Origin of the sequence: Flavobacterium sp. Root420 (genome assembly GCF_001427905.1) — a bacterium.
In the GTDB taxonomy this organism is placed as follows: Bacteria; Bacteroidota; Bacteroidia; order Flavobacteriales; family Flavobacteriaceae; genus Flavobacterium.
The window spans coordinates 30,724-44,373 of the sequence record NZ_LMEF01000007.1; the positions used below are offsets into that span (position 1 = coordinate 30,724).

At 37.6% G+C, this 13,650-nt stretch carries 7 protein-coding genes; all 7 read right to left on the reverse strand.

All coding sequences use genetic code 11. The features are described from left to right. Window positions 1–94: 94 nt before the first annotated feature. Window positions 95–1,786, reverse strand: coding sequence for a glycosyl hydrolase family 65 protein (locus tag ASC72_RS06155; protein ID WP_241775649.1), 1,692 nt, complete (start codon window positions 1,784–1,786; stop codon window positions 95–97). Window positions 1,787–2,051: 265 nt separating this feature from the next. After that, window positions 2,052–4,517, reverse strand: a complete 2,466-nt coding sequence (locus tag ASC72_RS06160) for a glycoside hydrolase N-terminal domain-containing protein (RefSeq protein ID WP_056188535.1) — start codon at window positions 4,515–4,517, stop codon at window positions 2,052–2,054. A 127-nt stretch (window positions 4,518–4,644) separates the two neighbouring features. Then, window positions 4,645–6,060, reverse strand: coding sequence for a S9 family peptidase (locus ASC72_RS06165; RefSeq protein ID WP_056188431.1), 1,416 nt, complete (start codon window positions 6,058–6,060; stop codon window positions 4,645–4,647). Window positions 6,061–6,222: 162 nt separating this feature from the next. Continuing rightward, window positions 6,223–8,970: a glycoside hydrolase family 78 protein gene (locus tag ASC72_RS06170; RefSeq protein ID WP_056188435.1), complete on the reverse strand. Its 2,748-nt coding sequence runs from the start codon at window positions 8,968–8,970 to the stop codon at window positions 6,223–6,225. Between the two features lie 162 nt (window positions 8,971–9,132). Beyond that, complete coding sequence (locus ASC72_RS06175; protein WP_056188438.1) at window positions 9,133–10,998, reverse strand: six-hairpin glycosidase; 1,866 nt, start codon at window positions 10,996–10,998, stop codon at window positions 9,133–9,135. 67 nt (window positions 10,999–11,065) lie between these two features. Next, entirely contained in the window at window positions 11,066–11,983 is a 918-nt protein-coding gene (locus ASC72_RS06180; protein ID WP_056188442.1) for a glycoside hydrolase family 43 protein, read from the reverse strand. 83 nt (window positions 11,984–12,066) lie between these two features. Next, on the reverse strand, window positions 12,067–13,641 hold the full coding sequence (locus ASC72_RS06185) for a glycoside hydrolase family 28 protein (protein WP_056188444.1): 1,575 nt from the start codon (window positions 13,639–13,641) through the stop codon (window positions 12,067–12,069). Between the last annotated feature and the right edge of the window lie 9 nt (window positions 13,642–13,650).

A 13,650-nucleotide genomic window follows, 5' to 3' on the forward strand; every position in this document is an offset into this window, starting at 1 on the left:
AATAATTTCCAATATGTGTCGCTCCGCTGGAGCTTTTTAACATTCAGATGTGTATTTGCTATAAATATTATGCTTCTCTGAAGCATGCAAAACTCTATTCCGAAACCAATCTCTGCAATTTCTCAGAAACCGCAATTTCCTTACCGTTTTTAAAAATTCTAAATCCTTTTCCTTTATGATATTTTTCACCGGTTTTATCCCAAAGAATCGTAATGATATTGCCGTGATACAAAACGTTATCTAAACAAAACCAATCCCATTTTTCCTGTGGAATTAACGGATTCACTTCTATCTTTTCATCCGCTCTCGGACGTAAACCTACCAAACCTGTAATCACTAAATCATTAAAAGTGGAGTGATTATAATAACGGCTGCGTTCTCTTTCACCCATTAACCAATATCCTGTGGTTTCATCTAAATATTCGCCCAAATAAGGTCTTCCATGGAAATATTGTGATTCAACATATAAATTCATTTGTTTGAAATAATCCGGTTTACCCACAAAATTCTGGTCGTAATTATTCAAAACATTTGCTAAAGCAGTTAAGGTTTGTGAGCTCGCAAAAGGCCAAATCGCACCGTCCCATTCGCAGGTTCCGGTTCCGTGAGTTCTAAAACGCGAACTCCTTCTTTCTGCCGTTGTTAATCCGAATGGCGCTGAAAATCCTTTTTCATCTTTAATTTGTTCCCAGGCCTTTTCAAAACCTTTGTCTTTTTGCGGCAAATTAAAATACCACGGAATAAATCCGATGGCTTCTCTCACCTGCGCCAAAGTATCTTTCTCTGTAAACGTTTCAAAGAATTCACTTTTAGGATTCCAAAGTTTTGTTTCTACTAATTTCTGAAGTGTATCGGCTTTAGCTTCAAAATAACTTTCTTGTTTTTCATCACCTTTTAGCTTCGCTATTTTAGCTAAAGCCGTTGCATTTCCAAACATATAACTGTTGATTGTCGGTCGTGCATTTCTGAATTTTCTGGCGCCGCTCAACGATTCTTCCATTCCGTCTTTTACATCAAATTGCCAAAACAATCCGTCTTTACGTTTTCTGTCACCTTCCCAGGCTGCATATTCCGCCACTAAATCGGGATACATGTCTAATAAAAACTTATCGCCTTTATTTACCAAATAGCGATTGTACAAAGCATCCGCCGTCCAACTGCTAAAAGTACGAAGCTTTTTCATTGGTTTACCGTCATTTCCTCTAAACCATAAATGAACGTCTTCTTCTAAATATTGCGGATTGTGAATCCATCTGAATTCATTAATGTGATGTCCCAAAGCGCAACTGATCATATTGTATTTATCGGCATACGAACGATCTACCAAAAACTCTGTTATCGCATATCCCTGTGGTGTTTTTTTGATATGCTTTCTCGCACTCCACCAACGGAAATAATAGATCTCCTCAAAATTTTGCTGTGGACATTCAAACAACGGAATATTTTTCTCCATCCACGCCCAAGCAGAATCATTTGGAATGGCGAATTTTAAATTCTCATCTTCCATCGTATTGAAATAATCAACATAATGTTTATAATTTTCTTGTTTTAAAATTGCTGCTGTGCTTTTTGAATGTGGTGATCCTGATTTGCAACTGCTTAAAGTTGCAATCAGGATTATGAAAGCTATTATTTTGTATTTAAGATAATGTAACATATTCAAATTATTATTTTCAAATTCATTGTTTGGGCGTGTTTCGCCGCGGCGAACCGTGCTGTCCGTTCCCGCTTTTTTTTGAAGCTGCAAAATGCTTCCCAAAAAAAGAGCTCCACTTCCATCACTCACGCAAAAGACGTTTACGATTTCTCACTCCTGCAAGGTTTCCAAAACCTTGTAGTGTTTTAACGGCCAATTTATTCACCGTTTTGTTTGTCATTCCGAGGAACGAGGAATCTCCGCAAGTAACTCTATAATCAAAATCGCCAATCTTTGTCGATCCAGCAACGGGGATTGCTTCGCCAGTTCGCTAACGCTCGTGTCCTCGTTCCTCGGAATGACAAACTGGACTTGCTAATTTACTAACAGGTTTTAAAAACCTGTTAGGATAATCCTAATTCCCCTTAAAAGTATAAGTCTGTCCAGCTTTCATCTGAACATCATATTCATTATACTTTGGCAATACTACTTTTTTCAGATTCGCTTTCTCTGAAATAATCGGTTTCTTCACTTCCACATCATAAAACAATGGATTAGAATTCTTCCCTTTTGCTTTTTTAATAGAAGTTCCTTTTCCGGCAGTTAACGTATTTTCAACTTTCAATCGGCAGTTTCCTCCAATTTTAGAATAAATTTTCAATTCAGAGACTTTATTGTTTTTCCACGTCATATCGATTACAAAACCGCCTCGGGATATCAAACCTTTAATGCTTCCGTCTTTCCAAACTGTTGGCAATGCCGGCAATAAATGGATTGCATCTTCCTGACTTTGCATCAACATTTCGGCAATTCCGGCCGTACAACCAAAGTTACCATCAATTTGAAAAGGCTGGTGCGCATCTAACATATTCGGATAGGTCCCTCCGCCTTTTCTTTGTTCAGCAGTAACCAAATGCAATTGGTCTTGTAATAATTTATAAGCATGATTTCCATCTAATAATCTGGACCACCAGCACACTTTCCATCCCATTGACCAGCCTGTTGATTCGTCACCTCTGTAATTTAATGAGTTTTTTGCAGCTTCAAATAATTCAGGTGTTTTGGTTGCCGAAATCTGGTTACTCGGAAACAAACCGTACAAATGAGAAACGTGTCTGTGTTTGTCTTCGGGATTATCCCAATCCGTTTGCCACTCCTGTAACTGACTGTGTTTTCCAATTTTCATTGGCGGCATTTTAGCTAAAGCATCATTTAGCTTTTTATTGAAATTTTCATCCGGAGCAACCAATTTTGATGCTTCGATAACATGTGTAAACAAATCAAAAACGAGCTGATTGTCCATAGTCGTTCCTGATGCAATTGTAGCTTTTCCGGTTCCGCCTGCGTGTGTATTTTCAGGTGAAACTGAAGGAACCACAACCAAATAACCCGTATTTGGATCGATAATCATAAAATCTAAAAAGAACTCCGCTGCTCCTTTCATGATTGGATAAATTTCTGCCAGATATTTTTTATCTCCGGTATACAAATATCTTTCCCATAAATCCTGAGAAACCCAGGCACCACCAGTTGGCCACATTCCTGAAGTAGCATTGTCTACGGGGGCCGTTACACGCCAAATATCGGTGTTATGATGTAAAACCCATCCGTTTGCATTGTACATCATTTTTGCTGTTTCATGACCGGTAACACTCAACTCTTTTGCCATTTGAATAAAGGGCTCGTGCATTTCTGAAAGATTGGTGACTTCTGCCGGCCAATAATTCATTTCGGCATTTATATTTGTCGTGTATTTACTGTCCCATGGCGGTGTTACCATATCATTCCAAATTCCTTGTAAATTGGCAGGTTGTCCGCCCGGTTGTGAACTTGAAATTAAAAGATAACGTCCAAACTGAAAATATAGTGAAGCCAGTTGCGGGTCGAATTGTTTTGAGAAATCCCTGATTCGTTCGTTCGTAGGTTTCTTTGCCGCTTCATTTATTCCTAAATCAAAAGAAACCCTGTTGAAGAATTTTTGATAATAGGCAATATGATCTTTTTTGATGGTTTCGAAATCTTTGGCTTCGGCTTTCGCCAAAAAGCCTTTGCTTTTCGCAACCTCATCTTCTGAAATATCCTGATAATTTTTGAAATTGGTTGCGATCGAAATATAAAGTGTTACCTCATCGGCTTTGTTGATGCTGATGATTCCGTTACTCGAAGAAACTTCTCCTCCTTTATTTTTGGCCGTTAATCTTCCCTGAAATTTAACTTTTCCTTTTTGATTTTCGAAATTAGTTCCAATTCCTGAAAGCAAAATTTGATCTCCGTCTGAAGCCGAAACCGTTTTATCAATCGGACTGTTCATGAAAACGTTGCAGGTAATTTGTCCCGGTTTACTGGCAGATAATTTCACGGCAATAACCTGATCTGAAAACGCAGTCAAAATTTCTCTGGTAAATTCTACTCCGTTTACGCTGTATTTTACTTGTGCAGTAGCGTTTGAAATATCTAAATCTCTGTAATAGTTTGAATATTTCTGATGTCCAGGAAATGAAATATAAACACTTCCAAAAGTTTGGTATGGCATTCCGTCATTGGTTTGCGACATAATATCCTGCGTCGCCAATTCCTGAGCTTCATCAAATTTTCCATCAAAAATCAATTGACGAACAATTGGCAAAGCTTTTATGGATTTGGTGTGCGCATTGCTATTTGGCGACCCCGCCCAAATGGTTTCTTCGTTCAATTGCAAACGTTCCACCGCCGGATCTCCAAAAACCATCGCCCCCAAACGACCATTCCCTAAAGGCAAAGCTTCGTTCCAGATGGCAGCGGGTTTATCGTACCAAAGTTTTAATTCGTTATTGGTTTGCGCCGTTGCTGTAAACGAAAAAATTCCAACACAAATCGCAGTTATTTTTTTTCTTAGGTTCATATAAATATTTTTTTTTCGCCACGAATTCACGAATTGACTCTAATTATTCTTTGCGTTTAATTTCTCAAATTATTATGGTCGCAGATTAAAAAATAATTCGTGAATTCGTGGCTATCTTTTTTTTATCTTACTTCTTAACCTCATAAATCTTGTTATTCTTCTCGCCAAACATTTCATATAATTTGTCGATATCTTTCAGTGCATTTTTAGGTAAATTTTCCGCTTTATTGCCAAAAACATATAATTTGTCATACGGTTCAATCACACAAGTCGATTCGTCGATTTCGCCTTTTGCGTTTTTGACTTTGTTCAAATCCAAACCTAAATATTTCGCCATAAACGGATACAATGCCATACGTTTTGAAACGCCGAAATCATGTCCTTCTTTGGCAAAATGAGCATTTTCTACTAAATCTTTTTTGCCGTAAAGTTCATAGGTTCTTTGGATAAAAGGGAATTCCAATTCCGGAACCGCCAATGTCCAGTCTTTTCCATCAGAAACAATCAATTGTGGTTTTGGCGCCATCATCGCTGAGATTTCAGCATTGTTGGTTCCGTTGCCACAAAGGTGAATTCCGCGACCGCTTTCACATGGACATCCACCGGAAAAATGAGAAGAAACCATTACCACCGGAGCAGAAACTGTAATTCTATCATCCAAAGCAGCTAAAAACATGGTGTGCGATCCACCGCCAGAACCTCCTGTTACACCAACACGCGACATATCAACATTTTTTTGAGTGGACAAATAATCCAATAAACGAATTCCGGTTAAAACCTGTACGGTTGATGCGATACTATTTCTATGTGTTTTTTCTGGAAACTGAAGCAATGATTCTCCCCAGGCAAACAAATCATAACTTACTACAATCGCACCCATTTTCGCCATAATCGCGCAACGGTATTGTTCGTCTTTCCTGTATCTTCCGTCTCCAAAATGTCCATCTGGAGTCAAAATTACCGGAGCTTTTTTATTCAGCGGATAAGGTTTGTAAATCGATCCTGTAGCATAAACCCCTGGAAGAATTTCCAAACCTATATTTTCGATACTGTAATCTTTATAAATCCTTTTTGGCGTTAAAATTGGTTTTGATTTCGGCATTGGCGGTGCTTTATCCAATCCAAAAGACGTAATCATACAGGCTTTTATTTCTTTTTTACGTGCTTCCCATTCCGAAACATTCGAATATAAAGTCGTCAGATAATCTAAACGTTCTCTTCCTTTATCAACTGAAACTTTATGGTTTTCATATTTTCTGATGATGTAAGTTCCGTCCGGCTGTTTGAAGTACATCAATTCAAAAGGAGCTAAAATGTTCGTTAAAGAAATCGCCAGATTGCCCGGTTCGATTCTCCAATCGGCGTAGTCTAATTCTTTTCCTTTTAATAAACCTCTGTCATCATTGATTGTAACATGAAAAGCTGTTTCAATTTTTTTAAGGGTTTCTGAAACCGGTTTTCTGAAGTTTTCATCAGAAGTTATTTGCGCATTTGCAAATGTCACGGCAAAGAATAGTAATATGTATATTTTAATTTTCATCATTTTATTGTGTATTGACAGGCTTAGATTGAACGCGGATGACACGGATTTACTTTGTAAAAACGCGGATAAAAACGGATTTTTTCAATTTTAACTTTGACAAAACGAATAAAAAATCCGTTTTTATCCGCGTCTTCGCTTTAGCGAATCCGTGTCATCAGCGTTCTATATTTCACATTCAATAGTATATTTCCCAGAACCTAATTCTAAATTTCTAGCTATTTTCCCGTTGATTTTTATTTCGGTATTTTTCGGAACAGGCAATTTTATGGTTGCTGAAGTATTCACCGGAATCTCGACTTTCAATATCAATTTCCCCTCTTTCTTTTCCCAGGCCGATGCTATATCTCCGTAAATCGACTTGTAGGTTGCTTTCACAAAAGTCATATCGCCCAACACTTCCGGCTGAATAAAGAAATGTTTGAAACCCGGCTTTTTATTATCCGGAACAATTCCGGCTAAACTTTGGTAAAACCATTCTTCAATTTGCCCCATCATAAAATGATTCCACGAATTTCCTTTTCGCGGATCCCATTGTTCCGTCAAAGTCGTTAATCCGAATTTAATCTGAAAACCATAACCCGGCGCATCATAATGATTGTTCATTTTGTACATCGTTTCGTTCTCGCCATTTTGAGCTAAGGCCTGAAACAAATAGCGATTTCCAACATCACCTGTGGTTAATCTGTCGCCTTTCGCTTTTATATCTGCTAGTAAATTCTGCATTACTGCCGCTTTGTATTGCGGTTCTACAATATCCATATAAACCGGAACGGCATTACTAAACTGGCTGTTTGTGCCATAACTCTTAGTTTGCGGATTGAAGAATTCCTTGTTGAAGGCCGTTTTTATATCAGCAGTCAAAGTTTCATATTTCTGAATATCTTCTGTTTTATTCAACAGCTTTGCTGCTTTCGCTACCAAACTCGCTCCATAAAAATAATGTGAAGTTGCCGAAAGTGCAATCGGACTGTTTTTTGAATATCCCGCAGCGTGTGTTCCGTAATCGTACCAATCGCCCAAGCCGTGCGATACAATATGATTGGTAGCTTTTGTTCCTAAATAATCCACGTACTTTTTCATTACCGGATAATATTTTTCCAATAAAGAAGCATCTCCATAATATTCATAATACATCCAGGGTAGAATTACTCCGGTTACACCCCATTCCGGTGAATCGGTAAAATCACCTCCAAAAACTACGTATTCCGGAACTATGGTCGGAATCAAACCGTTTTCTCTTTGTCCGTCTGCGATGTTTTGCATTGTGGCCGGAATATAACTTTCCAGATTATAATTGAACATTAGACCAGGTCCATTTAAGTGAATTTCTTCCAGCCAACCCAACTTTTCACGCTGCGGGCAATCGGTAAAAACACTCTGAAAATTACTTTTTATGGAATTATTAATCAGCTCATGTGTTTTATTAAAAATGGTATTGGATGATTCAAAAGTACCTGCTTCTCCAGCCGAATTATAAATAAAATTTGATTTTAAATCGACCAGTGTTGGTAAGTTTTTATCTTTCTTTTTTTTGTAATTGATATTCTCAATCTGAACATATTGAAAACCATAATAACTGAATTTCGGCTGCCATTCTTCAACACGATCTCCTTTTAAAGTATAGTCGTAATAGTAGGGTTTCCCGGATCTTCCCTGACCAATTGTTCCATCTTCATTTAATCCTTCACCGACCCAAACACGAACGGTTTGTCCCTTTTTCCCTTTTACTTTTATGGTTGGAAATCCCGAAAGGTTTTGTCCCATATTAAAAACATAAAAGTTGGGTTTCAACTCTTTTACTTCTTTTACATCATAGCGTTTCTGAATCGTAATTGGCGGTGCCGTTTGGGCTCTCAAAACTCCTTTTGGTGCTTCCTGAACCACAATTGATTTCCAGTTTGAGTCATTAAATCCTTTCGAATTCCACCTTTTTTGCTCTAAGTTGGCGTTGTAATCCTCACCTCCAAAAATGCTGTTGTACGTGATTGGACTTTTACTGTATTTCCAGCTTTGATCTGATTTTATGATTTCTTCGGAACCGTCTTTATAAACCACTTTCATTTTGAAGAACAAAGTCGGAGGTCCAAAACTTACAAAAAACTTGGTATATCTTTCAGCCAGCGTATTGTACATTCCGTTTCCTAAAAGAACGCCAATTACATTTTCGCCGTTTTGTAGTTCATCTGCCGATAATTCATAAGTATTATAATTTACGGTTTTATCGTAATCTGTCCATAAAGGTGCAAACTCGCTATTGCCAATTTTCTTTCCGTTGAGTGTCAATTCATAATGTCCTAATCCGGAAATATAAACTACGGCTTCTTTGATTTCTTTAGAAATAGTAAATGATTTTCGAAGCATAATACTTCTACGTGACAATGAATCCGAAGCATTGATTATCGCTTGCTTTTTCTCTCTATTGTAAGTTGCAGAATGGTAACTTCTACCTTCCGGCAAATAACTATCGGCTTTTGTAATTGCTCCGATCCAAATTGGATTTAAGTCGGATTCGTCCGGAGCAATTCTGAAGGAAGCAGTTTTGCTCCATTTAGAAATTTTGCCTTTTTGATTCCATACTTTAACTTTCCAGAAATATTTGGTTTCGGGTTTTAAAGGACTTCCTCCATACAAAATATGGAGATTTTTACTGGAATTTACTCTTCCGCTGTTCCACATATTACCATCGTCATTTTTCAGTTTTTCTTCTGAGGAAGCCACCAAAATCTGATACCCGATTTGTGATGTATTAAATTCTTTCGAAACCAATTGCCAGCTTAATCTTGGTTGTTTTTGTACCGCCAATGGGTTCTCTGTCATCTCACAAGTCAAATGCTCAGCAGCAATCTGCCCATTTGAAATGAAAGTTGTCAGAAGACAAAAGAGGAATAATATGTTTTTTAAATTCTTCATTTCTTATTGTTGAGAATTAGAACGCGGATGAAACGGATTTACTTCGTAAAAACGCGGATAAAAACGGATTTTTTAAATATTTAATTTTAGCAAAGTGAATAAAAAATCCGCGTTAATCTGCGTCTTCGCGAAAGCGAATCCGTGTCATCCGTGTTCTATTTTTTATAACTTTTTCGTCACCAATGATTTAATATTAAATACCGCCTCCGGAATTAGTTTACCTGTATCCGGCAAATCTGTAAAATCTGGTGTGTCTGGTTCTGTATCTGCATTTGGTGTGTAACGCTGATCGCCGGTGCGGAACATAATGCGTGAAATACCATCAACCGGAGCGTAGAATATTTTATTGGTTTCTTTTCCGTCATTTACTTTCACCGTATACGAACGGGAAGTAACATCTAATTTAACTGTTATCGTATATTCTTTTCCGGCTTCGTATTTTGTAAGTCCGCCAAAACGCGCACCGTTTTTCGCTTTCAATTCTCCATCCGAATCAAATACCAATCGGATAGCAGGAAGCCCTTGTTTGTTTTGGAATTCAACTTGCAATAAACCATGATTATTTTGTTCTGGTTTAACCGTAAAAGTCGCTTCCATTTTTTGTGCAAACGGAATTACACGTTCGGCACGAGAATAATCAAAATAATCCTGATCTCTTAAAGTTAACCATTTTACGCCATCGGCTTTCTTTTCTATTTTCGTAGATGCCCATGATAAATCGTAGGTATTCCATAATTTTAATTCATCGCCATTTGGCAAATCATTAAAAACATCTTTTACATCTTCTTTCACTTCGCTGGTTACCGGAACCGGAACCGAAGCCACCCAAATATCTTCTTTATTGACACTGTAACTTACCCAAAGTTTTCCGTCAGGCGGAGTTCCGTCTGTTTCGAGAATACCGCGAACGTATTGCGGTCCTGCAGATTTGTAATTTCCACCGTAACGCATTGGTGTGATTTCGCCATGAACCAACAATAAATCTTTGTAATTTAGTCCGTCATCACTGGTTGAAATTGCTAACGGCCAACGGTATTCTGATGGATTATAAACGGTCGCATAACGATTATCAGACGTTTTTTGTCCCCAGATTTTAGCATTGCTATTTACAAAACCCGGTGCTCTTGTTGGTGTATACTGCCATGTTTTTCCATCATCTTTACTGATCGAAGTCAGCGCAAATTTCCATAAACCTACTACGTTTCCATTTGGTAAATGGTAATAATTGAACGCTTTATATTGTTTTTTCAACGGAATCAACGCGTCATCTCTGTCTGCTTCTTCCACCCATTGCTGCATTAATAAAGGTTTAGACATCATTTCATCACAAGCTTTGATAAATTTCTTGTCTTTGCTTTTCGTGTAAAATGGAAATGTTGTTGGTACTGGATTTCCGTTTTTATTATAACGAACAAAATAAACCGGACCATAACTTCCATCTTTGTAAATTTCTCTTACTACACGACCAATTCCTTTTCCGTCATTTGGATCGTCTTTTTTGTCTAATACCACTCCGTAATAACCTACCGCAAGCAATCGATTATCTAATGAAACATAAAAGCCCATTCGTTGGTGCATAACGGCATCTAAGTTTTTAGCCACACCTTCAACACTTTCTTTTTTAAATCCGTCAGGAACATGGTAAATTGGAAAAAGCACCTGAGGTTTTGTCCACGTCACTCCGTCTTGTGAAGTCATCATAAAGGTCTGTCCCGGTGGAATATGTTCTCCTGACGGATCGCTTAAATAATGTAAATAGAACGTATTATTCCAATACGCCATCATCGGTTGGTGGTTATATGTCCAGCCAAAACCATCTGCTTTTTCAGGATGTTCCCTGCTCGCACGCATAATCTGCGTGGCATGAACACCCACCGCCGGACTTAATTGCCCGTGATGATAATCAACATTTGAAAGTGTTTTGCCAACATAACGCACCGTGTCGTTTTGGGCATTTACAGCTGCACAACTCAATAGAATTGCGGCTGTAGTTATGATGTTGGTTTTTATGTTTTGGAAAGTAATCATTATTATTTTGTTTTTGATTCTGATCAGACCTAACAGGTTTTAAAAACCTGTTAGGTCTCGTCGAGAATTATTTCTTCTCAATTAATCCTTTTAAAACTGCTGCAGAAATTGTCGTTATCGTTCCGTGTTTATGTCCTTCCGGAAGGCTTATTTTTGAAGAGACATCTTCAAAATGAACAAAATCTTTTGTGCTTGAAGCTTTATAGTTTTTCTCGCCATAATTATCATAATAAATTAGCCATTCTTTGCCGACTTTTACAACCGTTGGTCCTTCTGATAAATGCGCTGTAAAAGGCTCAGAACTTTTTCCGAAAGGCCCTAAAGGCGATTTTCCGAAAGCTACCTTTATATTACGCATGGGTCTGGTGTTGTCTTTCAAAACCAAAACATACTCTTTCTTGGCTTTTTTTACAATCACACAATCAATCACGCTAAAGCCCGGTTCGTAATATAATTTCGTATCAGAGAACGTTTTAAAATCTTTCGTTGTTACGTAATACATACGATGATTGTTCTTTTCTTCTTCAATTCCTTTTTCAAATCGAAACGGAATTGTCGATGCCCAAACAATGATATATTCTTTTTTGACATCATCATAAAAAATTTCCGGAGCCCAAACGTTTACCACTTCCGGTTCGTTTTTCATTACCGGAATGTATTCTTGTTTTGACCAATGAATCAAATCTTTAGAACTGGCATATCCAAAACCATTTCCGCCTTTCCAGTCGGTTGTCCAAACCAAATGATAGGTGCCGTCAGCCCCTTTGGTAATCGAAGGATCACGCATAATTTTGCTGGCACCGATTTCAGGTTTTAAGAACGAACCTTCCAAACCTTTCCAGTTGTAGCCGTCTTCACTGTAGGCTAAATACAAACCTTCAGTCGCCGGTTCCCGAAACGACGTAAAAAGATAAATTTCTTTCTTTTTCTGCGAATAGCTTATCGTAGAAAGGAAAAGGATTATTATGATGAATATTTTCTTCATGCTTTTGAAATTAAACACTAATTTCACTAATTAACACAAATTGAATTGGTGTAAATCTGTGAAATTAGTGTTCTATTATTGTGCTATTCTGTAATTGCTTTTTTATCCAGGTCTTTTCCTTTTTTTACGACCGTATTTACATTATGGAATACATTGTTTTTTAGGAAAATATTTTTTGTTTCTTTTCCATCAGCTTCGATGAAAACATCTGTCGCATTAAATGGAAAATTATTGTTGATCATGATATTCGACGCATTTTCAATTTTAATCACCGGGACTCCTTTGATTGGTGTCGATGAACCCGCATTGTCTAAAATAAGGTTTTTAGCATCTGATATTTTGAAAGAAGAACCAACTGTTGCATTTACTTTTACATCGTGAAATTCAATATCTGATGCTGTAATTACCGTAAAACCTTCTTTGCCATCCATATTAATATTCGAGAAAGAAATGTTCTGAATTGGCATTTCGGAAATTCCACGAACAAATCCCGCTTTATTTACATTTCCACCCGTAACATTACTGATGTGAATGTTTCTGAAAGTTGGCGTACGTTCTGTAACCGGTTCTGCCGCATTATCTTTATCATAAAACAAATCCAAAATAATAGCTTCTTCCTTGATGTTTTTCATCACAATATTATCTACACGAATATCTTCTACAACTCCTCCACGACCACGAGCAGATTTAATACGGATTCCACGATCCGTTCCGTCAAAAACACAATTTGAAATCGTGACTTTTTTGATTCCCCCCGACATTTCACTTCCAATAACAACACCGCCATGACCGCTTAACATCGTGCAATTGGTGATGGTTACGTTTTCAGTTGCTTTTCCGTATTTACGGCCATCGGCATCTCTGCCCGATTTAATGGTAATACAATCATCTCCAACACTGATATGGCAATTCGAAATATGAACGTTTGTACAGGAAGAAGGATTAATTCCGTCTGTATTGGGTGAATGCGGATTAAAAATTGAAATTCCGGTAACCGTTACGTTATCACAAAATTCAGGATTGATCGTCCAGAAAGGAGAATTCTGAAAAGTAACACCTTCAATCAAAATGTTTTTACAGCCATACGCCTGAAAGAAAGAAGGTCGGAAAAAGTGTTTGTCAATCGTTCTTTTATAGTAAGGCTCATACACAATTCCTTTGTTTTGCTCGGTCCACATTTTTTGGTATTTGGTTTCGGGAATTGGGCCTTTGGCAGTTTCGATTCGGTACACTTCATTCCACCACGCTTTTCCCTGACCGTCGATTACACCTCTTCCTTTGATGGTGATATTTTCGGCATCTTTGGCATAAAATAATGGCGAGAAAGATTTCATTACCAATCCTTCATAACGCATTTCGACATACGGTAAATAATCATCAAAATTGTCTGAAAACTTCAAAAGCGCACCCGAATCCAAATGAATCGTGATGTTACTTTTTAATTTTAAAGCCCCCGTTAAATATTCCCCGGCAGGGAAAAAAATGGTTCCGCCACCATTCTTTGAAGCTTTTTCAATAGCATTCTGAATGGCTTCGGTGCATTTTATTCCTTTGTTATTTCCGCCTTCATTCAGGATATTCAGCCAGCCATCGTTAGCGAAAGCGGTGTTGAATCCTGTGATGAAGAATAATACTATTATAATGTTTTTGATTTTCATAATGTTTTT

Bases quoted from the DNA above. Each gene is read 5' to 3' on its own strand.
- ASC72_RS06185 (WP_056188444.1), bottom strand. From the start codon at position 13,641: ATGAAAATCAAAAACATTATAATAGTATTATTCTTCATCACAGGATTC.
- ASC72_RS06165 (WP_056188431.1), bottom strand. From the start codon at position 6,060: ATGATGAAAATTAAAATATACATATTACTATTCTTTGCCGTGACATTT.
- ASC72_RS06160 (WP_056188535.1), bottom strand. From the start codon at position 4,517: ATGAACCTAAGAAAAAAAATAACTGCGATTTGTGTTGGAATTTTTTCG.
- ASC72_RS06170 (WP_056188435.1), bottom strand. From the start codon at position 8,970: ATGAAGAATTTAAAAAACATATTATTCCTCTTTTGTCTTCTGACAACT.
- ASC72_RS06180 (WP_056188442.1), bottom strand. From the start codon at position 11,983: ATGAAGAAAATATTCATCATAATAATCCTTTTCCTTTCTACGATAAGC.
- ASC72_RS06175 (WP_056188438.1), bottom strand. From the start codon at position 10,998: ATGATTACTTTCCAAAACATAAAAACCAACATCATAACTACAGCCGCA.